The following is a 25492-nucleotide window of genomic DNA, read 5'->3' as shown; positions in this document are numbered from 1 at the left end:
TGACGAATGGATAACGATATGAAATCAATGCAACGCATCCGATCCCTGGCTGTGCCCATGAGCGCGTTGATGGTAGCCCTCGTGCTGGCGGGCTGCGCAAGTGTGCCTCCCACCGTGGCAGAGCACGCTGGCGTGGCTGTGCCCGCCAGCTTCAGCGAGCAGAAAAGCGCTGCCGCAGCAGGCTGGACGACGGCTGCACCGGCAGAGGCACAACCGCGCGGCGCATGGTGGCTGGCGTTTGCCGACCCCGCACTCAGCGCCCTGGTGGAGCGCGCAGGCGAGGCCAACACCGATGTGCAGACTGCAGCGGCCCGCCTGGCGGAGGCCCGCGCACTGTTGCGCTCGGCCGATGCGCAGCGCCAGCCCCAGGTGGGCGCATCGGGCGGCGCGGTGCGCCAGGCCGGCGCCAACACTGCCAATGGCATGCAGCCTGCCACGCTGGTCACTGCCGGGTTGAACTTCTCGTATGAAGCTGATCTGTTTGGCCGCCTCTCGGGCGCAAGCGATGCAGCACGCGCAGATGCCACTGCGCGCGAGGCGCTGCTGCAGAGCACGCGCCTCATGGTGCAGGCCGATGTGGCGCAGACCTATCTGCAACTGCGTTCGCTGCAGAGCGAGCGCCAGTTGGTGGAACAGAGCCTGACAGCCTACCGCGAGACGCTGAACCTGATCGAGCGGCGCTTTCGAGCGGGCGATGCGGCCGAACTGGATGTGGCGCGCATGAAGACCGAAGTTTCTGCCACCGAGGCCGAAACGTTGGCACTGGAGCGCCAGCAGGCCACGCTGACGCATGCACTGGCCGTGCTGGTGGGCGATGTGGCCACGGGCTTCACGCTGGCATCGCAGCAGGGTGAAGCGACACTGCCGGTGATTCCGGCGGGTGTGCCCGCCACGGTGCTGGCACGCCGCCCTGACGTATCGGCAGCCCAGGCATCGGTGCTGGCGGCACAGGCGCGGGTGGGGGTGGCGCAGGCGGCATGGTTCCCGGCCATCACGCTCACGGGCAACGGCGGTTACGCATCGCCAGAACTGGGCGATCTGTTCAAGTGGTCGGCACGGTCATGGGGCATTGGCGCCTTGCTTTCGCTGCCCATTTTCGATGGCGGCCAGCGCGCTGCGCAGGAAGAGGGTGCCCGTGCGCGGCTGGAGGCTGCGGTGGCTGCCCAGCGCGGACAGGTGCTTGCCGCTTTCCGGGAGGTGGAGGACCAGCTCAGTGCGTTGCGCCTGCTTGCTGGCCAATCACAGGTGCTGGGGCAGGCCGTGCAATCGTCCGAGCGGGCCACGCATCTGTCGGATGTGCGCTACCGCAATGGCCTGGTGAGCCAGCTGGAGCTGCTGGATGCGCGCCGTAACGAGCTGCGCAACCGGCGCCAGGCGCTGCAGGTGCGCACTGCCCAGTACACCGCCACGGTGGCGCTCATCCGCGCGCTGGGCGGGGGCTGGGAGAGCGGCGCGCAGCTTGCTGCCCACAGCTGACCGCCCGTAGCTAACCGCATGTAGCTAACCGCCCGCAGCTGACCGCATGTAATTGACCCTACCCTAGTTCGCCGCCAATTGCTGGCTGCCGAATGTAAAAGCCTGGGAGTGTTCTGCTCTCAGGCTTTGTTTTTACTTTTTCCAGGCCGGTCGTTAGAGCGCAGTCACGGCAGTCCGCTCGCGCATCACCCGAAACTGGGGCGCGGCTACCGGTGCCGTCCAGCGCAGGGGCAGGGCATGCGGGCGCCACAGCCCCTCCAACACCTTGAAGCGGAGCGCCCGCAGGGCGCCAGGCCAGGGCGCACAGGCGGCAGCATCCCACAGCAGCTCTGCCTCGGCCGCCACATGCAGCAGGCCGCCGCTGTCATAGTCCACAAACAGCAGGCCCGCCAGCGGGTGCTGTGCGAGGTTGCCCAGGGTGTTGAAGAACTGGTTGCCAGGGTAGTCCGGCATGCTGAGTGTGATGCCCTGTTCGGTTTGCGCTACCTGCACAAAGCCGGGCTCGCCCCCGCGGTGCGACATGTCTACGCCGTCGGAGCGCGCGAGGCCGGGCTGGGCGGCCGAGGCGCTGGCGATGAACAAGGTGTCGCTGCGTGCCAGCAGTGCCAGGGTGGCAGCGTCAAGCGCGGGGCCCAGGGGCTGTGGTGCGGAAGGGTGCGGTGGCAGTGCTTGCGATGGCGCAAGCGCAAGCGGCTCGCGGGCCTGGATGTACTTGGGGCAGTTGCCAAAGCTTTGCACCACGTCGATGGCGAGCCCTTCGTTGTTGAACGCCGCAACCCGGCCATTCATCCGATTGCGTCTGCGTGTGTGCGGCTCCAGTCCTAGCACGCCCACCGGGCTGCCTGGGGCCAGACGCGCGAGCACCGGATCGGCGGCGTCAGGCTGGACGCTGACCTGCATGCGGCGCATGTCAGGGGTCTGTACCAAGCCGGGCGCACCGGCCACCATCGTGGCCCAGGGCTGGCCCGTGGCATCGAGCGCTGCCAGCAGCAGCGTGGGCAGTTTCTCGAACAGCTCGCGGTGCTGGTCGGGCATGTGGTCGCGCAGCAGCATGGGGCCAGCAGCCGCCATGCGCTCGCGCACACCCACACGGGCCTGCAAGGCCTGCTCGCCCGCGTGAAAGGCATCAGGGGCCATGTCCAGGGGCTGGGTGGCTGCAGTCATGCGGCCTCCGCAAGCCGGTCGGACAGCGGCACATAGCCGCGCAAGGCCTGCACGCGGGCCACCCAGGCGGTAATGCGCGGGTAGGTGGTGAGCGGCAGCCCGCCGATGGCGGCCTGCGAGGTGTAACCCACCAGGGCAAGGTCTGCGAGGCTGGGCTCGGCGCCGCCCAGCAGCCAGTCGCGGCCCTGCAATTCGCCCTCCATAAAATCCAGCAGTCGCCGTCCGGTGGTCTGCGCCGCTTCGCTCACCGGCTTGCCGGTGATGGCTGCAAACCGTGGCCCGGCAATGCCCGGGCCGAGCATGCCTGCCGCCAGACTGAACCAGCGCTGCAACCTCGCCTGGCCCGACGGGTCTTGCGGCATCCAGTGGCTGCCGGGGGCATAGCGCTGCGCCAGGTAAACCAGGATGGCATTGCTGTCGGACAGCACAAGCTCACCATCCACCAGCACGGGTACCTGCCCGAGTGGATTGAGTGCCAGAAAACCGGGGCTCCGGTTCTCGCGCTGGAGCAGATCGACGTTCAGCGTTTCATAGGGCAGGCCCAGCATGGACAGCAGCAGTTCCACGCGGTGGCAATGGCCCGACAGGGCGAGGCGATAGAGTTTGAAGGGCTGGGTGGGTGCCATGGCAAAGCTTCTTTCCTGAGGGGATGGACAAGGTCTTCACCTTAGCTATTGCATGAATTGGCGTAAATGGAGATATTGAGAACTTCAAAATTGCAAATGGCGAAATAATGGATCACCTCGATACCCTGCGTTGCTTCGTGGCCGTTGCCGAGGCCGGGGGCTTTGCGCCTGCTGCGCGCAGCCTGGGGCGCTCGCCTGCGGCCATCACGCGGGCCATTGCCGCGCTGGAGGCACGGCTGGGCGTGCTGCTGTTGCAGCGCAGCACGCGGGTGGTACGGCTGACCGAGGCGGGCGAGCGCTTCCTGGGCGATTGCCGCCCGGTTCTGGCCGATCTGCACGAAGCCGAGCAGGCAGCGCGTGGTGCGCAGGCCCAGGTGCAGGGGCAACTGTCCATCACCGCGCCGCAGATGTTTGGTATCTGCCATGTGGCACCCATCGTGCAAGATTTTCTGGCGGCGCATCCGCGTGTTCAGGCACGTACGTTGTTCGTCAACTGGCTGGTCAACCTGCTCGATGAAGGCATGGACGTGGCCGTGCGTATCGCCCATCTGCCCGATTCGGGGCTCACGGCGCTACCTGTTGGGGCGCTGCGCAGGCTGATGGTGGCGTCGCCCGCCTATCTGGCGCGGTACGGGGAGCCGCGCCATCCGGGTGAGCTGTCCAGCCACCGGGCCATCGGCATTTCGCGCGATGCGCGGGCCGTGGCGCCTTGGGCGTTCAAGGATGGCGTGAGCGCCCAGCCGCAGATCTGCTGGATCAGCAACAGCAACGAGGTGGATATTGCCGCGGCCGAGGCGGGCCTGGGCCTCACGCGCTGCCTGGCCTACCAAGCGGCGGCCGGTCTGCAGGCGGGCCGCCTGCGCATTGTGCTGGCTGCGCATGAGCCGCCGCCAGTGCCGGTGCACATCGTCTACCCCGCCGGGCGCCGCGCCCCTGCCAAGGTGCGGGCCTTCGTGGCGTTTGCGCGCGAGCGGCTCGCCCAGGTGCCCGTGTTGCAGGGCAGGGGGCTGGAGCCGGAATCGGAAGGCCGGAAAACGGACTGATTTTGGTCGCCCAGGCGCATACCCCCAGGGATCAACGCAGTCGCTCTACCACTTCGTCCACGGTGAGCACATCGCCAAAGAAGAGCATCCAGTTGTTGAGCGAGTGCTCGTGCTCATACGGGGTGACGGCGGCCAGCGCATCATCGACCATGATGGTGGCGTAGTCGAGCATCATGGCATCGCGCGCGGTGGATTCGCAGCACACGTTGGTGACGGTGCCGCCAATCAGCACGGTGCGGATGCCATGGGCCTTGAGCACCGCGTCCAGCTCCGAGGCCCCCGGTGCCAGTGCGCTGTAGCAGCGCTTGACGACGGTGAGGTCGTTTTCCTGCACATCCAGCGTGTCCGGCATCTCGAAGCCTTCGTGGCTGGCACTCAGCTCCAGCAGGCGGCGGGCGCTGCGCTCGGGGGTGAGCATGTGCCTGTGGTGGTGCGACCAGAACTGGTCGGCGCCATCTGCATTGGTCTTGATCCACACCACCTTGCCGCCGTGTGCGCGCATGGCGGCGGCCAGTTGGTTGACGTTGTCAAAAATGCCGCGCGCCGGCGCGCATTCGCCCTGAAAGCCGGGCTGCGTATAGTATTTCTGCAGGTCGACCACGACAAAGGCGGTGGTGGCGGCATCGAGCGTGTCGTAGGGATGGAGCACGCCCTGGCGTGCCTTTACGCGCTCCACGATCCATGGTTCAAATTGCATAGGTCCTCGCGGTTTCTGTGTCTTTATGCGTAGCGGTGCTGCACGGCCTTTTCCAGGCGGGTGACGGCCAGGTACATGACGGCGGACAGCATGGCCAGCACCACGATGGCGGCCATCACGATGTTGAGCTTGAACACCTGGCTGCCGTTGACGATGAGAAAGCCCAGGCCGGCGCTGGAGGACTGGAATTCGCCCACGATCACACCGATCAGGGACAGGCCGATGTTCATCTTGATGGCCGCAATCACGGCAGGCACGCTGCCGGGGAAGACGACATAGCGCATCACTTGCATCTTGCTGGCGCCCAGGGTGGTGGCCAGCTTGATCTTGTTGGGGTCGATAGCCTGGAAGCCTTCATACACCACCATGATGGTGATGAAGAGCGAGATGGCGACGGCCATGCCGTACACCGAGTATTCGGAGCCCAGCCAGATGTAGAAGATGGGCACGAAGGCGATCTTGGGCATGGCGTTGGCAATCACGAGGAAAGGGTCGAGCACCTTTTTCAGAAAGCCGCTCCACCACAGCAGGGCTGCGATCAGCACACCCAGCACCATGCTGACGGCAAAGCCGATGATGGTGGCCTTGAAGGTGATCCAGGTATGCCCTGTCAGGTCGCCGGTCTTGAACAGTTCGACTAGCGTGGGAAGCACGGCCGAGGGGTAGCTGGTCAGCATGGGGTTGATGACCTGGGTGCGCGCCAGAATCTCCCACACAGCCAGAAAGACGGCCAGCACGCCGATGCGGCTGGCCGTGATTAGCAGCTTGCGGCGCTGGATCTGTGCGAGCCACTGCACATATTCGGGGCTGCGGGCATCGGGCGGGCTTGCGGCCTGTGTGTTGGTGGTGTTCATCACGGTGCTCATGTTCAGCCTTCCACGTGGGCGTCGATTTCATCCCACAGTACGTTGAAGTAATCGTTGAACTCGGGGCAGCCGCGTGCCTCGAATGGGGTCGGGCGCTTGCCGCCGGTCGACGGAAAATCCATGTGGTGCACCGATTTGATGCGGCCGGGGCGGCGCGACAGAACGATGACGCGGTCGGTCATCGCGATGGCCTCGCCAATGTCGTGGGTGACCAGAATCACGGACTTGCCCTCGTCGCGCAGCACATCCACCACCTCGTCGGCAATCGACAGGCGGGTCTGCGAGTCGAGTGCGGAAAACGGCTCGTCCAGCAGCACCACATCCGGGTTGGTGACCAGGGTGCGCGCCAGGGCCACGCGCTGGCGCATGCCGCCCGAGAGCTGGCGCGGGTAGTGGTGCAGGTAGTCGCCCATGCCGCACTTCTGCAGCAGGGCGATGGCGCGTTTTTCTGCAGCAGCCATGTCCTGGTTCTGGATCTGCGCGCCCAGCAAGGTGTTTTCCAGGATGGTGCGCCATTCAAACAGGTAATCCTGCTGCAGCATGTAGCCGATGCGCGGGTTGGGGCCGACGATGGCGCTGCCATCGACGAACACGTTGCCGCTGGATGGGGGCAGAATGCCCGCCAGAATGGACAGCAGCGTGCTCTTGCCGCAGCCCGATTGGCCGATCAGGCTGATGAATTCCCCCGGTTTGACCGAGAGGTTGATGTTCTGCAGCGCCTGCGTTTCGCCCTGCAGGGTGAAGTAGCGCAGCGACACATTGTCGACATGGATGCGGTAAGGGCTGTTCATGGCGCCGTCCTCACTTCTGCACCAGGCTCATGTCCACGAACCGGGCGTAGTCGACTTTCTTCGACGCCTCCAGCACGCCGCCTTGCACCAGCATGTCCTGCAGCTTGTCCATGGCTTCCTTTTCAACGAGAGGCGTCTTCTTCCAGAGGTTCAGCGTCTGGTAGCGCTCGATGGCGCTGGTCAGCTCGGGCTTGCTCACGCCGGTGAAGTACTCGCCCACCAGATCGGCCAGTTCGGCAGCCGGTGCGGCGGCGGTAAATTTTTGCGCCTTGGCCACGGCCTGGGTCCAGGCCTGAACGGCGGCGCGGTTCTTCTTCAGGTAGGCATCGGTGGTGGTGAAGACCGTGTAGTCGACCATGCCGGCTTCCTTGCCAACGGACCCAAGCGGGAAGGCCTTGCCTTCTTTCTCCAGCGTGCTGGCCTCGGGCTCCAGAAAGGTGGCGTAGTCATTCTGCCCGGCGAGCCAGGCGCCCGTGCGGGCAGCGGGGCCGATGTTGTTGACGAGCTTCACGTCCTTTTTCGGATCGAGCCCTTTCTTGCGCAACGCGGCTTCCAGAAAGATGTCGGGATTGGAGCCGGGACGGAAGGACATGATCTTGCTGCCCTTGAGCTTGTTCCAGTCAAAGGCTGGATCGGGCTTGCGGCCCATCAGCAGGAAGCCGTCGGTGGCCGTGAGCCCCGCAAACACCACAGGCTTGACCGGCGATTCGCTGTTGGCGACATAGATGGAGGCCTCGGGCCCGATCAGGACGATATCGGCGCTGCCCGAGAGCAGGGCCGCCATGCCTTTGTCGGTGCCTTGCGAGGTTTTCATTGTCAGCTCGATCCCCTCGTCCTTGAACATGCCTTTTTTCAGACCGGCATACATGGGTACATACAGAACGGATCGCACCACTTCCTCGTAGCGCACCTTGTGCACGGTTTGCGCTTGTGCCGCGCTCAGCTGGAGCAGACTGCAGGCGGCCAGCGTGGCCGCAAGCAGCTTTTTGTGAAAGCGGCGGCGGGGGGAACTCAAGCTCATGTCACACTCCTTGTATACAAATATTGGGATGCGGAAGGAATAACTGGCTGGTAATACGCAAATATCGTGCCTGAATAGCGGATGTGTAAATAGATGTTTTGTTATTTATGTATTCAGTATCCAATTTATTGAAGCAAACGAAATCGGTGTTAACCAGCAAGAACATGCACCAGGGCAGAGCGATGAAGTGCTGCCGTGCACCATGACGCGGCGCTGGCCAGCGTTGCGGCGGCCGATGGGGTCAGGCACGCGGCGTGTATCTGCGGGCAGAAGGCATTGCAAGGCCGCTGGCGATGCCACAATCACCGGCGTGAAGATGACATCTCTCGTGGCGGGCTGCCGCCGGGCGCTGTTCTGGTCGCGCCCTCTGTGCGCGGCGGAATGGGCTTTGCTCGCGCAATATTTTGGCGAGCCGGCCGATCCCCGCTGGCGCCGCATGCGCGTGCATTTGCGGCGGCTGGGTGATACGCGGCGCGCCTTGTCCTTCAATGGCGGCTTTCTGTCGTTTCCGAGGTATTGCTTTGCGGGCGACGATCCACGCCAGCCCTTGCGGCTGAACCATCCGATGATCACCGGCTGGTTGATGCACGAGGCCTTTCACCATTGGCAGCGGCTGCAGGGCCGGGCGGTGACGCGCGATGCGCTGCGGCTGCAATGGCGTTTTTGGCGCCATGGAAGCAATCCTTACCACTACACCCTGTGCGAATCATCCGGGAGTTTGCTGGCGCAGTTTCAGCAAGCACAGGTGGAGCAGCAGGCGCAGATGTGGCAGGACGCGGTGATGGCTGACCGGGCATACCGCGAGGCGGACGACAGCCATCCGCAGTTTGCTGCGCTGCAATGCGCGGCGCAGCAATGGCAGCCCGTGCTGCACTGGGTGCGGTCACAGGCTGGAGCCATCGGGTTTTGACCTGGCAGGGGTGGCGGCACGCAGCCGTCCCGTACGCGACCCCTGCCGGGCAGGGCGGTTGGCGATACTGGCGCAGATATATTGATTGCACCGGATCGCGCCATGACTGCTTCCTTCGCCGCCCCGTCCCCTGCACCTGCTTCGCCGCCGCCCGTGCCCACGCGCTACTGGCCAGGGCGCGTGCCCATGCGGCTGACGGTGCCGCAGACTTCGGTATGGGACAACCTGGCGGTCAATGCGCGGCGCTACCCCGATCATGCGGCCCTGGTGTTCTTCGAGCAGGTCATCACCTACCGGCAGATGGAACACATCACTGAGCGGCTGGCGGCGCACTTGCATGCACAGGGTGTGCAGCGGGGCGACCGCGTGATCCTGCTGATGCAGAACTGCCCGCAACTGGTGCTGGCGCACTATGCCATTCTGCGCGCCAATGCGGTGGTGGTGCCCGTCAATCCCATGAACACGGCCGATGAGCTGGCGCACTACATCACCGATGCGGATGCGCGTGTGGCCATCACCACTGCCGATCTGGCGGGCGCACTGGCACAGGCCAACCACCAGGTGAGCCAGATGCCTGGGGCGGAGCCGCTGCGCCACCTGCTCGTCACCCGCTTTGCCGATGCCATGCCGCCCCAGGTGCAGCAGCAGGCCGATTTTCCGCAGGCCTGGGCGGCCTGGCTGCTGGGTGAGCATGCGTTGCCGGATGCCAGCCTGATGCCCGGAGCTTCGGTGGCATCGTGGCAGCAGGCGTTGCAGTGCACCAAGGCCCCGCCACCCCACAGCGTGGGCGCTGCCGACATGGCAATCCTGCCCTATACCAGCGGCACCACGGGCAAGCCCAAGGGGTGCATCCATGCGCACAGCCACATCCAGCACGCGGTGCAGGCGGGCCTGCTGTGGGGGCGGCAAAGCAGCGAAAGCGTCAATCTGGTGGTGGCGCCCATGTTCCACATCACCGGCATGGTCTCGGTCATGCATGTGCTGATTGGCGCGGGGGCAACCCTGGTCATCATGCCGCGCTGGGATCGCAACCTGGCTGCGGGCCTGATGCTGCGCTGGCGTGTGACGCACTGGGCCAATATTCCGACCATGGTGGTGGATCTGCTGGCCAGCCCCCAGTTGGCGCAGGTGGATATGCGCAGCCTTGTCTACATCGGTGGTGGCGGTGCCGCCATGCCGCAGCCCGTGGCCCAGCGCATCAAGGATCTGTGGGGGCTCGATTACATCGAAGGCTATGGCATGACCGAGACCTGCGGGGCCTCGCACGCCAATCCTTACGAGCATCCCAAGCAGCAATGCCTGGGCGTGCCGCACATCGGCATGCAGTCCAAGGTGATCGACCCTGACACGCTACAGGAACTGCCAGCCGGTGAGGTGGGCGAGATTGTGGTGCGTGGCCCGCAGGTGCTGCAAGGCTACTGGAAGCAGCCCGGCGCAACGCAGACCAGTTTTGTGCAGGTGGGCGGTGAGCGCTTTTTTCGCACCGGAGACCTGGGGTACCGCGATGAGGATGGCTACTTTTTCCTGACCGACCGCTTGAAGCGCATGATCAACGCCAGCGGCTACAAGGTATGGCCTGCCGAGGTGGAGAGCCTGATGTACCGCCACCCCGCCATTCTGGAGGCCTGTGTGATCTCCGCCAGCGACCCGTACCGGGGCGAGACGGTGAAGGCCGTGGTGGTGCTGCGCCCTTCACACCAGGGGCAGGTGAGCGAGCAGGACATCATCGCCTGGTGCCACGAACACATGGCGGTGTACAAGGCGCCGCGCATTGTGCAGCTGGTCGATCAGCTGCCCAAGAGTGGCAGCGGCAAGGTGATGTGGCGTTTGCTGCAGGAAAAGGAGCGGTAGGTGCAAGCAGGGTGCGCGCTTGGGCCTGTTTTGGCTTGAGGTGGCGTTGCGGGCCTAGACGCTGCCCGCCTTCTCGAACACCAGAATTCGCGCTGCGCCCTGCGGGTGCGCCACATGCTCGCAGCCGATACCGGCATGGAAAATGTCGCCGCTGTGCAAGGTGACATGTTTTTCAACACCGGCTTCGCGGTAGTGCATGACCACCGTGCCGTCCATGACTGCAAAAACTTCCTCGCCATCGTTGACGTGCCAGATATAGGGCTGGTCCGTCCAGTGCAGGCGCACGCTGGTGCCGCCCAGGTGGGCGATGTCCAGCGCGCCCCAGGCGCGCTCGGCGGTGAATTCCTTGCTGCGAATCGTGCGTTGCATGCGGTGGTCCTGGGGGCGGGTTGACGCTTTGGGCGGTGGTGCTGGCAATCAGGCCGTCGCGCCCAGCTCCTGGGCAATCGCTTCGATCTGCTCGGACAGCTCCAGCCAGCGCTCTTCCAGTTGCTCGATGCTGTTGTTGACGGCAGCAAGCTGCTTGCCGGCTTCCACCACGTCGGGGCCGGACAGGCCGGGCGTGGCCAGCTTTTCTTCCAGCGCGCTGCGCTCAGTGGCAAGCTGCGGGAGCTTCTTGTCGATCTGTTCCAGCTCTTTCTTGAAGGGCTTGGTCTTGTCGGCCAGTTGCTGGCGCGCGGCTGCGGCCTGGCGGCGGGCTTCCTTGGGATCGAATGCGGCTTCTGTCTTAGGCGCGGCCTGCTTAGGCGCGGCAGGTTCTGATACTACTAATTCAGGAGCATCTGGTGCTTGCTGCGTGGGCGTGAGAGGCTGATTTCCCTCCGCATTCTGGCCGCGTGCGTCCTGCTCTGCCTGCCGGGCCTCTTCGCGCAGGCGCTTGGATTCGTCGAGCAGGTAGCGCTGGTAGTCGTCCAGATCGCCGTCAAACGGGCCGACCTTGCCACGGCCCACCAGCCAGAAGTCTTCGCAGACGGCACGCAGCAGGTGCCGGTCGTGGGAGACGAGCATGACGGTGCCATCGAAATCGTTGATGGCCATGGCCAGGGCTTCGCGGGTTGCCAGATCCAGGTGGTTGGTCGGCTCGTCGAGCAGCAGCAGGTTGGGGCGTTGCCACACGATCATGGCCAGCACGAGGCGGGCTTTTTCTCCGCCGCTCATGCTGCCCACAGCCTGCTTGACCATGTCGCCGCTGAAATTGAAGGTGCCCAGGTAGCTGCGCAGGTCCTGCTCGCGCGCACTGTTGCCTGCTGCGCCGATTTCCTTGGCCAGGCGGATCATGTGCTCGAGCGGGTTTTCTTCCGGGCGCAGCACGTCCAGCTCCTGCTGGGCAAAGTAGCCGATGTTCAGTCCCTTGCCCTCGGTCACCTTGCCGGCGAGCGCCTTCATTTCCCGGGCGATGGTCTTGACCAGGGTGGATTTACCCTGGCCATTGGCACCCAGGATGCCGATGCGCTGGCCTGCGAGCACGGAGCGGCTCACGTCCCGCAGGATCACGGTTTCCTGATCCTGCTCGTCGGTATAGCCGAAAGCAGCATCGGTGATGGCCAGCATGGGGTTGGGCAGGTTGGCGGGCTCCTTGAATTCGAAGGTGAATTCTGCGGCGGCCAGCACCGGAGCCACTTTTTCCATGCGCTCGATCTGCTTCATGCGGCTTTGTGCCTGCTTGGCCTTGCTGGCCTTGGCCTTGAAGCGGTCGATGAACTTCTGCAGGTGGGCAATCTTGTCCTGCTGGCGCTCGAACGATGATTGCTGCAGCTCCAACTGCTGGGCCTGCAGTTCTTCGAACTTGCTGTAGTTGCCCCCGTAGCGGGTCAGCCGCGCATTTTCGATATGCAGGGTGACATTGGTGATGGCGTCGAGAAACTCGCGGTCGTGGCTGATGGTGATCAGCGTGCCGGGATAGCGCTTGAGCCAGGCTTCCAGCCAGACGAGGGCGTCCAGGTCCAGGTGGTTGGTGGGTTCGTCAAGCAGCAGCAGGTCGCTGGGGCACATCAGCGCGCGGGCCAGCTGCAGGCGCATGCGCCAGCCGCCCGAGAAGCTGTTGACGGGCTGGTCCAGCTCCGACACCTTGAAACCCAGGCCCAGGATCAGGGCCTGTGCGCGGGCCGTGGCGTCATGCGCCCCGGCATCGTGCAGATCGGCATGGGCCTGGGCGATGGCCATGCCGTCGCCCGTTTCTTCGGCGGCCAGCAGCTGCGCATTCACCTCTACCAGGCGCGTATCACCGTCCAGCACGAACTGGGTGGCCGATTCGGTGGTCTCGGGCATGTGCTGGGCCACCTGGGCCATGCGCCATTGCGCAGGAATGTAGAAATCGCCTCCGTCTTCGGACAGCGAACCGTTCAGCAGCGCAAACAGGGTGGATTTGCCCGCTCCGTTGCGGCCCACAAGTCCGACAGACTCTCCGGGGTTGATGGTGGCGTTCACCTGGTCGAGCAGAACCTTGGTGCCGCGGCGCAGCGTAATGTTTTTCAGCGTAATCATGACTGGGGGGATTATCGCCGCGAGGCCCTCTCCAGCAGGTTGCGGGGGCTCTATGAAGGCGCAGGCCTGCATCGCCCCATCTGTGGCAAATCGCTACGGCTGCAAGTGCATGTTGGGTGGAGTGGGCCTGCGAGCGGCATGCAGGCCGCTGAATTTGTAGGCCATTGCCGCCATCGAGTGGCAGATGGATTGTTGCGTGGAGATGCAATCGTTAAGATGATTCACAGCATTGCCGTCATTCAATGGACACGCACTGGTCATACTGCAGTCACACACGGGCTGTGGCTTGACAGACAGGGACTGCAGCCCTGGGTCAAGACAAGGAAAGCGCCATGACAGCGACAACATCGCAAAACCGGGTTCCGCAAGGCAACACCGGGCCCGACACTGCGCAGCCGCGCGGTCACTGGAAGATCGACGATATTCCCTACCACCGCATAGACCGCGCCGCCATCGAAGGCGACGAGGATCTGTTCTATCTGCTGATGAGTGCTTCATTTGTGGAGACGGGCTCGGACACCTATGCCGCCAACCTGGGCGAGCACTACGCGCAGTACCCGCAGATCAGCGACTGGCTGGTGCAGGAGTGGGAGCATGAGGAACTGCAGCACGGCGCATCGCTGCGCCGCTATGTGGAAACCGTGTGGCCCGGCTTTCCGTGGCAGCAGGCCTACGACAGTTTTTTTGCCGAATATTCGCAACTGTGCACCGTGGAAGAGCTGTTCAGCGACCGGCGGCTGGAGATGGTGGCGCGCTGCGTGGTGGAAACAGGCACCACGGCCTACTACCATACCCTGCGCGAGCTCAGCCACGAGCCGGTGCTGACGCAACTGCTGGGCCACATCCGCAACGATGAGGTGGGACATTTCAAGCACTTTCTGGCCTACTTCAAGAAGCTGCAGCAGGAAGCGCCGATTGGCCGCACCCGCATTGCCGGGGCCCTGTACAGCCGCTTGAAGGAATTGCGCGAGAGTGACTCGGATGTGGCACTGCGCCACGTGTTTGCGCACAAGGGGCCGCTTTTCTGCACGCCGGAGCGTCGGTTCGAGGACGTGGCCCAGCGCATCTACCACCTGGTGAGCACCGGCCTGCCAGCCGATATGGCGGTACGCATGTTGCTCAAGCCCTTGCTGCTGCCGCCCAGGCTGGAAGGCTATCTGCACGGGCCCATCAGCAAGCTGGCGTGCAAGGTGATGGCGTACTAGCCGCCCATCCGTTGCGCTGGATGCGCTGGTGAATTTGGATGAAAAGAACCTTTGGTGCTTAATGGGTAAGCGCTATATGCTATTTAATATATAGCAATTTGACGGGGCGGCGTCCTCAGAACTGTTTCAGAACTGTGTCGGCTGCTCATGCATCCAGTGCACGAGTGCGTCGCGCGTCAGCAGCAGCACCTGGTCGTCGCCGGCGCTGGTATTCATCCAGAACACGGGCAGGCCGCGGAAGGCGGCTTCAAAATGCTCGCGCTCATTGCCGATCTCCAGCACCAGCACGCCATCTTCGGTCAGGCGCTGGGGCAGGTCGCGCACCAGCAGGCGCACAAAATCCATGCCGTCCTTGCCGCCAGCCAGCGCCATTACAGGCTCGGCACGGTATTCCAGGGGCAGGCGCGCCATGCTGTCGGCGTTCACATAGGGCGGGTTGCACAGAATCAGATCCCAGGGGCCGCGCGCCTGTGCCATGCCGTTGGACTGCACGAGCGTGACGCGGTCCTGCAGGCCGTGCTTTTCGACATTGATGCGGGCAACCGCCAGCGCATCGGGGGAGAGGTCGGCGCCGGTCACGGCCACGTCGGGGTAGGCCATGGCCGCCAGGCAGGCCAGGCTGCCATTGCCGGTGCACAGATCGAGCACCTGGTGGGTGGTGGTGCTCAGCCATTCGTCAATGCTGCCGTCGGCCAGCAGCTCGGCAATCAGGCTACGCGGCACGATGGAGCGCTCGTCAATATAGAAGGGCACGCCTTGCAGCCAGGCCTGCTGCGTCAGGTAGGCGGCGGGTTTGCGCGTGGTGATGCGCTGCTCTACGAGGGCTTGCACCCGGGCGCGGTCGGCGTCGCTGACCGGGCGGGCGCCCACGGCATCTTCGCCTTCCGTGCTGCTGTCCACATCCATCGGCAGGCCCAGGGCCCACAGCACCAGCCAGGCGGCTTCATCCTGGGCGTTGGTGGTGCCATGGCCAAAGTGCACCACGGCGGCGGTGAGTGCAGCTGCGCTGTCGTCGATCAAGGTGCGGATGGTGGTCATGGCAGAAACGGGGTGAACAAATGTAAAGGCGATTGTAGGCGCGGCAGGGCCAGCCGACGGCAAGCTGCAGCTATCGGCCACGATCTGTTCATGCGGCAAAACGATTTACTTGCCCAGATTTTCCAGAATGCGGCGGTAGATGTTCTTGAGGGGCTCAATGTCTGCCAGCGCCACATGCTCATCGATCTTGTGGATGGATGCATTGGGCGGGCCGATTTCGATGATTTCGGGGCAGATTTCGGCGATGAAGCGGCCATCACTGGTGCCGCCGGTGGTCGAGAGTTCGGTCTCAATGCCGACTTCGTCGCGCACCGCCTGCTGCACAGCAGCCACCAAGGGGCCGGGTGTGGTCAGGAAAGGTTTGCCGCCCAACGTCCACTTCAGGTCGTATTCGAGGGCATGGCGCTCCAGGGTGGATTTGACGCGCGCCTTGAGGCTTTCGGCCGTGGATTCGGTGCAGAAGCGGAAATTGAAATCTACCACCATCTGGCCAGGAATGACGTTGCCCGCGCCGGTGCCGGCGTGGATATTGCTCATCTGAAAGCTCGTGGGTGGGAAGAAGGCATTGCCCTCGTCCCATACCGTTTTGGCCAGCTCGTCGAGCGCGGCCAGCGCCTGGTGGATGGGGTTGCGCGCCAGTTGTGGGTAGGCGATATGGCCCTGGACGCCATGCACCGTGAGCTTGCCTGTCAGGCTGCCACGGCGGCCGTTCTTGATCATGTCGCCCAGCCTGCTGACCGCCGTGGGCTCGCCCACCACGCAGTAATCGAGCTTCTGGCCACGCTTCTTGAGCGCTTCCACCACGATGGCGGTGCCGTCCACGCTGGGGCCTTCTTCATCGCTGGTGAGCAAAATGGCGATGTTCAGCGGTGCATCGGGGTGTTGTGCGACGAACTCCTCGGCAGCCACCACAAAGGCGGCAACAGAGGTTTTCATATCGCTGGCGCCTCGGCCATACAGCTTGCCGTCCCGGTGCGAAGGGGTGAAGGGGTGCGAGTTCCACTGCTCCATCGGGCCTGTTGGCACCACATCGGTATGGCCCACGAGGACCACCGTCCTGGCACCCACCACGCTGCTGTTGCGCAAGGCCCAGAGGTTGCTCACGCGGAAGTCGGCAGGGCCGCTGTCCAGGCGCTCGCACACAAAGCCAAGCGGCGATAGCAGGCTGGCGATCATTTCCAGGCAGCCTTCGTCTTGGGGCGTTACCGAGGGGCGGGCGATCAGTTGCTCGGTCAATTGCAGGGTACGGGACATATCGGAAAGTGCAATGCAGCAGGGCGGAGAAGGATAAAACAATGCGGCCCGCAGGCCGCATGGTCAGAGATGGGGAGCGGCGCCGGCATGCCCAGGGCTGCCAGCGGTCGCTATCTTACTCTTGGTTCACATCCAGCACGATTTCGGTGAACGAGGCAGAGTCATCGGGCTCCTGCTGCGCCGCTACCTGTGCCTTGGCTGCATTGGCGGCCATCTGGAAGTCGTTCTGCAGGCGCCACATCAGGTTGGTGGGCGAGTCGGAGTTGGCCAGGCCTTCTTCGCGGCTGATCTTGCCGCTGTTGATGAGGGTCGCCAGCGCGCCTTCGAAGGTGACCGAGCCTTCGGCCATCGATTTTTCCATGGCCTCGCGCACGCCGGAGAAATCGCCTTGCTCGATCATCTCGCTTACCAGCTGGGTGTTGAGCATCACCTCGATGGCTGCAGTGCGCTTGCCGGAGACCGCCTTGACGAGGCGCTGCGAGATGACGGCGCGCAAGGCGGATGCCAGGTCGCCCAACATGGTGGGGCGTACCTCCACGGGGTAGAAGCTCAGAATCCGGTTGAGTGCATGGTAGCTGTTGTTGCCGTGCAGGGTGGCTAGGCACAGGTGGCCCGACTGTGCGTAGGCAATGGCGGCCGACATGGTTTCACGGTCACGGATTTCGCCGATCATGATCACATCGGGCGCCTGGCGCAGCGCATTCTTGAGCGCGGTCTGCAGCGACGCGGTGTCGCTGCCGACTTCTCGCTGGTTGATGATGGAGCGCTGGTTGGAGAACAGGTATTCGACCGGGTCTTCCACGGTCAGGATATGGCCGGTCTGCTTGGCATTGCGATGGTCGATCATGGAGGCGAGCGACGTGCTCTTGCCCGAGCCTGTGGCACCCACGAACAGCACCAGGCCGCGCTTGGCCATGATCAGGTCCTGAAAGATGTCCGGCAGCTCCAGCTCTTCGAGCGTGGGAATGTCCTTGGGTACATAGCGGATCACCACGGCGCAGGTGCCGCGCTGGTGCATGGCGCTGACGCGGAAGCGTCCCACGCCTTCGAGCGGCACGCCCATGTTCAACTCGCCCGTCTCGTCCAGCTCCTCGATGCGCTCGGGCGGCACGATCTCGGCCAGCAGGGTGCGCGGCGCATCAGGTGTGAGGATCTGGTTGTTGAGGGGAATGCAGTCGCCCTGGATCTTGACCAGCGCTGGCGCATTGGCAGACAGGTAGACGTCCGATGCCTTGTTTTCAGCCATCAGACGCAAGATTCGCTCCATGGTTCCCATATCTGTTCCCTCCGGTGTTTATCGGCCCGATTGTAGGCGTTGCAGCGGTAACGGCTTGTTCCAAGATGACCCAATGTGGCGCGCATGCCGCATCCCGATCCTGACTGCGCCTGCGAGATGGCTCGCGCGCTGACAGCAGCCATGAAAAAGCCCTGCAGGGCAGGGCTTGGGAGATACGGGGGCAGGGGGCTGTCAGTCGCGCAGCAGATCGTTGATGCTGGTCTTGGCGCGGGTCTCGGCCGTCACCTGCTTGACGATCACGGCGCAGTACAGGCTGTGGCTGCCGTCCTTCGATGGCATGGAGCCGCTCACCACCACCGAGCCCGAAGGGATGCGGCCGTAGGTGACTTCGCCAGTCATGCGGTTGTAGATCTTGGTGGATTGGCTGATATACACGCCCATCGACACCACGGAGTTCTCCTCGACGATCACGCCTTCCACGATTTCGGAGCGGGCGCCGATGAAGCAGTTGTCCTCAATGATCGTGGGGTTGGCCTGCAGGGGTTCGAGCACGCCGCCCAGGCCCACGCCGCCGGAGAGGTGGACGTTCTTGCCCACTTGTGCGCAGGAGCCCACGGTCGCCCAGGTGTCCACCATGGTGCCTTCGCCCACGTAGGCGCCAATGTTCACATACGAAGGCATCAGGATGGCGCCCTTGGCCACGAAGCTGCCGCGACGCGCCACTGCAGGCGGCACCACGCGCACGCCGGTGGCGGCGATGTCCATGTCATTCATGTTGGCGAACTTGGTGGGCACCTTGTCGTAGAAGTTCAGGGCGCCTGCCTGCATCAGCACGTTGTCGTTCAGGCGGAAGGACAGCAGCACGGCCTTCTTGATCCACTGGTGCACGGTCCACTGGCCCACGCCTTCACGCGTGGCCACGCGCAACTCACCCTTGTCGAGGGCGTTGATGACGTACTCGACGGCGTCCACGATTTCCTTGGGGGCCGAGGCGGACGACAAGGTGGTACGGTTTTCCCAGGCGGATTCGATGATGGTTTGCAGTTGTTGCGTCATGGTTTAACGTTGTTTCCAGGATTGAATGAATTGCACGATGCGCTGGGCTGCCTGCAGGCATTCGGCGGTTTCTGCCACCAATGCCATGCGCACACGCCCTGCACCAGGGTTGGTACCGTTGAAGTCGCGGGCCAGATAGCTGCCCGGCAGAACCGTCACATTGTATTGAGCATACAGCTCGCGGGCGAACTCGGTATCCGACAGGCCCATGTGCGCGGGCACGCCAGCCCACAGGTAGAAGCTGGCGTCGGGCAGCTGCACATCCATCACGCTGGACAGCAGCGGCGTCACCTCGGCAAACTTTCTGCGGTATTGCTCGCGGTTGTCCCGCACATGGGATTCATCGCTCCAGGCCGCAATGCTGGCTGCCTGCACCGATGGGCACATGGCGCCGCCCTGGTAGGTGCGGTACAGCGCAAAAGACTTGATCAAATCGGCGTCGCCTGCGACAAAGCCGCTGCGCAGGCCGGGCACATTGCTGCGCTTGGAGAGGCTGGTGAACGACATCAGCCGCTTGAAGTCTGTGCGGCCCAGCTTGGCTGCTGCCTCCATGCCGCCCAGCGGTGGCTCGTCACGGAAGTAGATTTCGCTGTAGCACTCGTCCGACGCAATCACGAAACCGTAGCGGTCCGACAGCGCGAACAGCTTCTTCCATTCCTCCAGTGGCATCACCGCACCGGTGGGGTTGCCCGGAGAGCAGACAAAGATCAATTGCGTGCGCTGCCAGATGGCTTCGGGCACGCTGTCCCAATCCACCGCAAAGTTTTTGGCGGCAATGCTGGGCACATAGTAGGGCGTGGCACCCGCAAGCAGGGCGGCGCCTTCATAGATCTGGTAGAACGGATTGGGGCACAGCACGGTGGGATCGGGCTGGCTTGCATCCACCACGGTCTGGGTGAACGCAAACAGGGCCTCGCGGCTGCCGTTGACTGGCAGGGTGTGCTTCTGGCCGTCCACCTGCAGTCCGTAACGGGTGTTCAGCCAGGCCGCGAACGCGTCGCGCAGCGCAGGGGTGCCAGCGGTGGCGGGGTAGCTCGCCAGCCCGGCCAGATTGTCGGCCAGGGCTTGCTTGATAAAGGCTGGCGTGGGATGGCGCGGCTCGCCGATACCCAGGCTGATGGGGGGAATGTCAGCCGGCGGAGTGACACTGGCAAACAGCTGACGCAGCCGCTCGAACGGATAGGGCTGCAGTTTCTGGAGCAAGGGGTTCATAAGCGAACCATTATCACGCAGCCGCAATGGCTTTGGCGCAGGACGTGGGCAAGCCTGGGTCGCTTTGTGTGCCGCCTGTGCGACGTTTGGCCGCTATGCCTGGTTCGAGCCGCCGCGCTGTTGCCTGGCCTTGGCCAGAATGGCGGCAATCATCGCCTTTTTGTCGGAAGGCGCGGCCGTCGTTGCTGGTGTTGTGTCCCCATTCGTAACCTTGCTCGGCATAGGGATTGCAGCCGATGTGCTGCTTGCCGCGCTGGTGTCCAAGGCGGCGGGCAGACTGCTGGCGGCCAAGCGGTCTTCGTCTGCAGCCGGTGTGGCTTGATGGCCTTTTGCGGGTCTGCGCATGCTGGATGCGCGCCTGTTACTATGCTTTTGATAGCGACTGCGTGCCTGGACAGCCTGTTCCTGGCTCCATGCCTCCCAGCCGGTGGCCTCTCCGCTGGCATTGTCCAGTTCGATGCAGTCCACCGGGCACACGGGCAGGCACAACTCGCAGCCCGTACAGGCCTCGGCAATGATGGTGTGCATGCGCTTGTTGGCGCCCAGAATGGCATCCGTGGGGCAGACCTTGATGCAAAGTGTGCAGCCGATGCACCAGTTTTCATCGATGCGGGCGAGCACGCGTGGAGCTTCTACGCCATGGTCCGGATTCAACGGCAGCGTGGCGCGGCTTGTAATGGCAGCCAGGCGCGCGATGCCTTCCTCTCCGCCGGGAGGGCATTGGTTGATGGCTGCTGCGCCCGTCGCCACGGCCTCGGCGTAGCCTCGGCAGTCAGGGTAGCCGCAGCGCGTGCATTGGGTCTGAGGCAGCGCCTCATCAATGGCATCAATGAAAACAGCCAGCGCTGAGGCTGGCTGCTGCTCGGAGGAAAGGGGATGGGTCACACCGTTTGCAAGTTGCTCTGCTTGGAAACCGTGGATTTTACCGTGCTGGCCTTGGCGGGGAGCTCGCTGTGGGCCAGGATGAAGTCCTTGAGCACGGGGTAGACCATGTTGCGCCAGCGCTTGCCGCTGAAGATGCCATAGTGCCCGGCACCCTTGACTTCGAAGTGGCGGTTTCCCGATCCCTTGAGGCCGGTGCACAGATCGTGCGCAGCCTGGGTCTGGCCGGAGCCGGAGATATCGTCCAGTTCACCTTCCACCGTCAGCAGGGCGGTGTGCTGGATATCCTGGGGCCGCACCAGTTCTGCCACACCTTCGGGCGAGCGTACCTGCCAGGTGCCCTTGACGAGTGCAAAGTCCTGGAACACTGTCTTGAGCGTTTCCAGGTAGTAGGCGGCATCCATGTCGAGCACGGCGTTGTACTCGTCATAGAACTGGCGGTGGTGTTCTGCACTTTCCTCATCGCCCTTGAGCAGGTCCTTGAAGTAGTCGTAGTGGCTCATCGCATGGCGGTCCGGGTTCATGCTGACAAAGCCCATATGCTGCAGGAAACCGGGGTAGACCTTGCGGCCGGCACCGGGGAAGTTGGCTGGCACCGGGTAGATCACATTGTTTTCGAACCACTGGATATCGTGCGTGGTTGCGAGGTTGTTAACGGCCGTGGGGGAGCGGCGCGCATCGATCGGGCCGCCCATCATCGTCATCGACAACGGTGTCTGCTCTCCGCGGCTGGCCATCAGCGATACGGCGGCCAGCACGGGCACCGTGGGCTGGCAGACGCTCACCACGTGGCAAGCGCCATAGATTTCCTGAATATGGCGGATGAAATCCTGCACATAGTTCACATAGTCATCCAGATGGAACTCTCCAGACGACTGGGGCACCAGCCGGGCATTGGTCCAGTCGGTGATGTAGACCTTGTGGCCTTCGAGCATGGTGCGCACGGTCTCGCGCAGCAAGGTGGCGTAGTGGCCGGACAGCGGCGCCACGATCAGTACGGCAGGCTGCCCCTTCATGGCGGTGAGGGTGGCCGGATCGTCCGAAAAGCGCTTGAAACGGCGCAGTTCGCAAAAGGCCTTGGTCAGCTCCACACGCTCGTGCACGGCAATGTCGTGGTCGCCAGCGGTGATAGTGTTGATATTGAATGCGGGTTTCTCGTAATCCTTGCCCAGGCGGTAGAGCAGGTCGAAGCCCGCCGAAGCGCGCTGGACAGCGGTGGTCTGACTGACAGGCCACAGTGGATTGCTCAACATCTTGGATGTGGCGTGCGCGTATTCGGCAAACGGCTCCATCAGGGCGCGCTGGGTTTCGTAGAGTTGGTACAGCATCAAAACTCCGTTAATGTTGCATTGCAATATAACAGCACCGTGTTACGCCGAGAATCAAAATTTCTCAGCGTAAACACGGGTGGGGCGGCGCTTCTTGTGTAAACAAATGTTGTTACCCGCTAAGGAGCGGCACGAGAGTAGGTGCCAACCCTGGGGCGCCAGGATGGCATTCGACCTCGTGCTTTCAGACGGCAGTGCGCCGCGCGGGCTGGTGGTTCTCGAGCCATTCCTCAAACGCTTCCCGGGCGGAATTGCGCAGGCTGCGGCGGAAGCGCTGCCTGTCCTCCAGGTAGAGGCAGTGGCGCATCACCGTGAATGGATTGAAGCTGCTGCTGGGGTAGCGGTGCTGAAAATCGGCCTTGTAGTGGCGGGCTGTGGAAATGTGCTTTTGCACCACGGCAAACAGCCAGGACGCCTGGCGCACGCCAAAATCATTGACCAGTTCGTCAATGAAGAACTCCACCTTTTGCGGATCGAAATCGTAGCCAGGGAAGTGGCGTTGCCCAAAGGCCACAAATCCAAAGGCGTCCAGTGGCTCGCTGTCATCCGCATAGGGCTGCGGCGCAGCATCGGCTTCATCGTCCGTATCGACGCGCGACAGGGCCAACGCCTGGTTGGTCTCGTTGCGGATCTGCAAGAACTCGCGATCGGCCAGCTCGAACAGGGCCGACAGGATGTTGATGCGCCGCTTGAGGTTGGTGGGGATCGACTTCTTGTATTTGATCTTGTGGTCCAACTCGCTCCATGAATCCTGGATGATGGTGCGAATCTGCAATTCGAATGCCTGCTGGGCATACGCCATGTGCTCCGAGAGCTGCGCCTGCTCGTTGTTGAAGCGCAGATCCATGTGGATGCCCTTGTAGCCGAAGTCGGATTCGGAATCCTCCATCGGGGCCGTCTTGTCGGTGATCTCGATCACATCGAAATACTCGCGCACCTTGGCCATGATGGCCGGCGGCTCGTCCTCGTACAGGCACACCACGCGCACACCGATCAGGTCGGTGATGTAGTCGCCGATGGCATAGCTTTCGGTGCGATCCTCCAGCGCATTGCGGTACTTGCGCTTGAACTTGCGCACCGCTTCTTCAGGGTTCTTGACGCGGCACTCGATCTTGGCGATGTTGACGCCGGGCAGGCCCTGAAGAATCGCCTCGATCAGGGCGTTGAAGGAGGCTGCTGCGGCCTTGAGGGTGGGCAGGCGCTGGGCGTATTCCGCCAGGAACTCTTGTTTGCGAAGTTCAAAATCGTGAAATGGCATGCCAGGCTTTCAGGCGGCGTATCAGTTCTGGTTGTCGGGGGGTAGGCTGTCTGCGGGCACGCCAATCTGTGCCTGTGGCGCAAACAGATCCCACACTGCGATGAACAGGGCTGCAATCAGCGGGCCGATGACAAATCCGGTCAGGCCAAAGAGGGACAGGCCGCCCAGCGTCGAGATCAGGATCAGGTAATCGGGCATCTTGGTGTCCTTGCCCACCAGCAGGGGACGCAGGATATTGTCCACCATGCCCATGACACCGGCGCCATACGCGGTCAGCACGATACCTTGCCAGGTGGCACCCGTTGCCAGAAAGTAAATGGCGACCGGTGCCCATACGATGGCCGCACCGACTGCAGGAAGCAGCGACAGGAAGGCCATCACCACGCCCCACAGCAGGGCGCCGTCAATGCCGAGAATCCAGAAGATGATGCCGCCCAGTGCGCCCTGGGTTGCCGCAACGGCCAGATTGCCCTTTACCGTGGCGCGCACCACAGTGATGAACTTTGCGCCCAGCTTTTGCTTGTGCGAATCGTCCAGCGGTACAGCGGCATAGATCTTGCGCACCAGCACCTTGCCATCGCGCAGGAAGAAGAACAGCAGGTACAGCATGATGCAGAAGCTCACCAGGAAACCCATGGTGTTCTGGCCGATGGCGAGCACCTTGGTGGCCACGTACTGGCTGGCCTGCACCGAAATGCCCGAGATCTTTTCCTGGATGACCTTGGGGTCATTGAGGTTGAAGCGGGCCAACAGGTCGATCAGCCACTGGGGCAGGGCGGTGTAGATTTGCTGAAAGTACTGGCCAAAATTCATCTGGCCGGTATGCACGCGCTCATAGATCGCGGCGGACTCCTTGGCCAGCGAGATGGACAGCAAAATCAATGGCAGGATCACCAGCACCAGACACAGCGACAGCGTAATCAGGGCCGCAACAGTCGGGTATTTGGGGAATTTGCTACTGATCTTTTTGTGTAAAGGTGTAAACACCACGGCAAAGATCACACCCCAGAATACGGCGCCCTGAAACGGGAACAACACTGCAAAAAACGCAATGGTGACGGCAATTAACAGCAAGATAAATGCTTTGTCGTGAAGAGATCGGGTGTTGAGCATTGCCATTCAGCCAAAATTAGATAGCGCAAATGTATCTGACTTGGCGGGTCTGTAGCGTCATCCAAAACAGACGTTTGGCGCGCCAGACCCCTGGCCGGACGATATGGGCCGAAAGTGGCACAATAGCCCCCGTTCGGCCCTTCCCAGCCACAGTCGCATCCGCCAACCGGTTCAGCCGTGTCGCGGAAGGTTGTTTATATGCACCAGCTAATGCTTTCCAGAGGAAAGCGGAGGTCAGCGGAGAAAATGAGCGATACAAATTCTGTGTATCAAGCCTACCAAGGCAATACCTATCTTTTCGGTGGCAATGCCCCCTACGTAGAAGAGATGTACGAAAACTACCTGGCCAATCCAGGCAGCGTACCCGATACGTGGCGTGCATACTTTGACGCACTGCAAAATGTCCCCGCAACGGACGGCAGCAACCACAAAGACGTTCCTCATCTCCCTGTCATCAACGCCTTTGCCGAACGTGCCAAACAAGGTGGCACCAAGGTGGTCGTTGCCTCCGGTGCCGATTCGGAACTGGGCCGCAAGCGCACCGCCGTGCAGCAGCTGATTGCTGCCTACCGCAATGTGGGCACCCGCTGGGCCGATCTCGATCCGCTCAAGCGCCAGGAGCGCCCCGAGATCCCCGAGCTTGATCCAGCGTTCTACGGCTTCACCGACGCCGACCAGGAAACCGTGTTCAACACGAGCAACACGTTCTTTGGCAAGGAGTCGATGACTCTGCGCGATCTGCTCAACGCACTGCGCGAAACCTATTGCGGCACCCTGGGCGCCGAATACATGTATGCCACCGACCAGAACCAGAAACGCTGGTGGCAGCAACGCCTGGAAGCCATTCGCAGCAAGCCTGCATTCAATGCCGACCAGAAAAAGCGCATTCTCGACCGCCTGACGGCGGCCGAAGGCCTGGAGCGTTTCCTGCATACCAAGTATGTGGGCCAGAAGCGCTTCTCGCTGGAAGGCGGCGAATC

Annotated in this window: 22 protein-coding genes and 1 pseudogene; 6 read left to right on the top strand and 17 right to left on the bottom strand. The window is 62.9% G+C overall.

What is annotated here, in order from left to right; all coding sequences use genetic code 11:
• The first annotated feature begins 6 nt into the window (after nt 1-6).
• Nucleotides 7-1476 (top strand): efflux transporter outer membrane subunit, encoded by a 1470-nt coding sequence (locus ACH2DG_RS17385; protein ID WP_395027644.1) that lies wholly within the window; start codon nt 7-9, stop codon nt 1474-1476.
• 153 nt (nt 1477-1629) lie between these two features.
• Here ACH2DG_RS17385 and ACH2DG_RS17380 read toward each other — a convergent pair whose 3' ends face one another.
• Nucleotides 1630-2640, bottom strand: a complete 1011-nt coding sequence (locus tag ACH2DG_RS17380; protein WP_395027642.1) for a pyridoxamine 5'-phosphate oxidase family protein — start codon at nt 2638-2640, stop codon at nt 1630-1632.
• Nucleotides 2637-3266 (bottom strand): glutathione S-transferase family protein, encoded by a 630-nt coding sequence (locus tag ACH2DG_RS17375; protein WP_395027641.1) that lies wholly within the window; start codon nt 3264-3266, stop codon nt 2637-2639. The genes ACH2DG_RS17380 and ACH2DG_RS17375 overlap by 4 nt, the downstream gene beginning before the upstream one ends.
• A gap of 107 nt (nt 3267-3373) precedes the next feature.
• On the opposite strand from ACH2DG_RS17375, the gene ACH2DG_RS17370 reads away from it, so the two are divergent.
• Nucleotides 3374-4309, top strand: a complete 936-nt coding sequence (locus ACH2DG_RS17370; RefSeq protein WP_395027640.1) for a LysR family transcriptional regulator — start codon at nt 3374-3376, stop codon at nt 4307-4309.
• Nucleotides 4310-4340: 31 nt separating this feature from the next.
• Here ACH2DG_RS17370 and ACH2DG_RS17365 read toward each other — a convergent pair whose 3' ends face one another.
• The 4 genes from ACH2DG_RS17365 to ACH2DG_RS17350 are packed head-to-tail and all read right to left on the bottom strand — an operon-like array spanning nt 4341 to nt 7684.
• Nucleotides 4341-5006 carry an isochorismatase family protein gene (locus tag ACH2DG_RS17365; protein WP_395027639.1) on the bottom strand — a complete coding sequence of 222 codons (666 nt, stop codon included), beginning with the start codon at nt 5004-5006 and terminating at the stop codon, nt 4341-4343.
• 23 nt (nt 5007-5029) lie between these two features.
• The gene (locus ACH2DG_RS17360) at nt 5030-5872 is read right to left on the bottom strand and encodes an ABC transporter permease (protein WP_395027638.1); all 843 of its coding nucleotides are present in this window, start codon (nt 5870-5872) and stop codon (nt 5030-5032) included.
• 2 nt (nt 5873-5874) lie between these two features.
• Nucleotides 5875-6663 carry an ABC transporter ATP-binding protein gene (locus ACH2DG_RS17355; RefSeq protein ID WP_395027636.1) on the bottom strand — a complete coding sequence of 263 codons (789 nt, stop codon included), beginning with the start codon at nt 6661-6663 and terminating at the stop codon, nt 5875-5877.
• 10 nt (nt 6664-6673) lie between these two features.
• On the bottom strand, nt 6674-7684 hold the full coding sequence (locus ACH2DG_RS17350) for an ABC transporter substrate-binding protein (RefSeq protein WP_395027634.1): 1011 nt from the start codon (nt 7682-7684) through the stop codon (nt 6674-6676).
• 316 nt (nt 7685-8000) lie between these two features.
• On the opposite strand from ACH2DG_RS17350, the gene ACH2DG_RS17345 reads away from it, so the two are divergent.
• Together ACH2DG_RS17345 and ACH2DG_RS17340 are read left to right on the top strand one after the other, a co-directional pair.
• Nucleotides 8001-8594 carry a hypothetical protein gene (locus ACH2DG_RS17345; protein ID WP_395027633.1) on the top strand — a complete coding sequence of 198 codons (594 nt, stop codon included), beginning with the start codon at nt 8001-8003 and terminating at the stop codon, nt 8592-8594.
• Nucleotides 8595-8696: 102 nt separating this feature from the next.
• Nucleotides 8697-10445, top strand: a complete 1749-nt coding sequence (locus ACH2DG_RS17340; protein WP_395027631.1) for a long-chain fatty acid--CoA ligase — start codon at nt 8697-8699, stop codon at nt 10443-10445.
• A gap of 54 nt (nt 10446-10499) precedes the next feature.
• Here the strand turns inward: ACH2DG_RS17340 and ACH2DG_RS17335 are convergent, their stop codons facing one another.
• Nucleotides 10500-10814 carry a cupin gene (locus ACH2DG_RS17335; protein ID WP_395027629.1) on the bottom strand — a complete coding sequence of 105 codons (315 nt, stop codon included), beginning with the start codon at nt 10812-10814 and terminating at the stop codon, nt 10500-10502.
• Between the two features lie 48 nt (nt 10815-10862).
• Nucleotides 10863-12929, bottom strand: a complete 2067-nt coding sequence (locus tag ACH2DG_RS17330) for an ABC-F family ATP-binding cassette domain-containing protein (protein WP_395027627.1) — start codon at nt 12927-12929, stop codon at nt 10863-10865.
• A gap of 332 nt (nt 12930-13261) precedes the next feature.
• On the opposite strand from ACH2DG_RS17330, the gene ACH2DG_RS17325 reads away from it, so the two are divergent.
• Nucleotides 13262-14134: a ferritin-like domain-containing protein gene (locus tag ACH2DG_RS17325; RefSeq protein WP_395027626.1), complete on the top strand. Its 873-nt coding sequence runs from the start codon at nt 13262-13264 to the stop codon at nt 14132-14134.
• A 126-nt stretch (nt 14135-14260) separates the two neighbouring features.
• Here the strand turns inward: ACH2DG_RS17325 and prmB are convergent, their stop codons facing one another.
• From prmB to ACH2DG_RS17280, 9 genes are all read right to left on the bottom strand, one after another.
• Nucleotides 14261-15172 (bottom strand): 50S ribosomal protein L3 N(5)-glutamine methyltransferase, encoded by a 912-nt coding sequence (gene prmB, locus ACH2DG_RS17320; RefSeq protein WP_395027624.1) that lies wholly within the window; start codon nt 15170-15172, stop codon nt 14261-14263.
• A 105-nt stretch (nt 15173-15277) separates the two neighbouring features.
• Nucleotides 15278-16426, bottom strand: coding sequence for a succinyl-diaminopimelate desuccinylase (gene dapE, locus ACH2DG_RS17315; protein ID WP_395027623.1), 1149 nt, complete (start codon nt 16424-16426; stop codon nt 15278-15280).
• Between the two features lie 115 nt (nt 16427-16541).
• The gene (locus ACH2DG_RS17310; RefSeq protein ID WP_395027622.1) at nt 16542-17702 is read right to left on the bottom strand and encodes a PilT/PilU family type 4a pilus ATPase; all 1161 of its coding nucleotides are present in this window, start codon (nt 17700-17702) and stop codon (nt 16542-16544) included.
• A 192-nt stretch (nt 17703-17894) separates the two neighbouring features.
• Nucleotides 17895-18719, bottom strand: coding sequence for a 2,3,4,5-tetrahydropyridine-2,6-dicarboxylate N-succinyltransferase (gene dapD / locus ACH2DG_RS17305; protein WP_224152097.1), 825 nt, complete (start codon nt 18717-18719; stop codon nt 17895-17897).
• A gap of 3 nt (nt 18720-18722) precedes the next feature.
• A complete protein-coding gene (gene dapC, locus ACH2DG_RS17300) occupies nt 18723-19931 on the bottom strand; it encodes a succinyldiaminopimelate transaminase (protein ID WP_395027620.1) in 1209 nt (402 codons plus the stop codon).
• 93 nt (nt 19932-20024) lie between these two features.
• Nucleotides 20025-20774, bottom strand: coding sequence for an electron transport complex subunit RsxB (rsxB, locus tag ACH2DG_RS17295; RefSeq protein ID WP_395027675.1), 750 nt, complete (start codon nt 20772-20774; stop codon nt 20025-20027).
• A gap of 38 nt (nt 20775-20812) precedes the next feature.
• The gene (locus ACH2DG_RS17290; protein ID WP_395027619.1) at nt 20813-22141 is read right to left on the bottom strand and encodes a polyhydroxyalkanoate depolymerase; all 1329 of its coding nucleotides are present in this window, start codon (nt 22139-22141) and stop codon (nt 20813-20815) included.
• A 184-nt stretch (nt 22142-22325) separates the two neighbouring features.
• Nucleotides 22326-23399, bottom strand: coding sequence for a GTP pyrophosphokinase family protein (locus ACH2DG_RS17285; RefSeq protein ID WP_395027617.1), 1074 nt, complete (start codon nt 23397-23399; stop codon nt 22326-22328).
• A 21-nt stretch (nt 23400-23420) separates the two neighbouring features.
• Nucleotides 23421-24512: an AI-2E family transporter gene (locus ACH2DG_RS17280; protein ID WP_395027616.1), complete on the bottom strand. Its 1092-nt coding sequence runs from the start codon at nt 24510-24512 to the stop codon at nt 23421-23423.
• Nucleotides 24513-24758: 246 nt separating this feature from the next.
• Between ACH2DG_RS17280 and sucA the strand changes: the two are divergent.
• A pseudogene (gene sucA / locus ACH2DG_RS17275) lies at nt 24759-25492 on the top strand (2-oxoglutarate dehydrogenase E1 component); the annotation flags it as partial.

The organism is Comamonas odontotermitis, assembly GCF_040396735.1.
Taxonomy (GTDB): Bacteria; Pseudomonadota; Gammaproteobacteria; order Burkholderiales; family Burkholderiaceae_C; genus Comamonas; species Comamonas odontotermitis_C.
The sequence above is the reverse complement of the archived record's forward strand: the minus strand, read 5'-3'. Positions and strand labels throughout refer to the sequence as shown.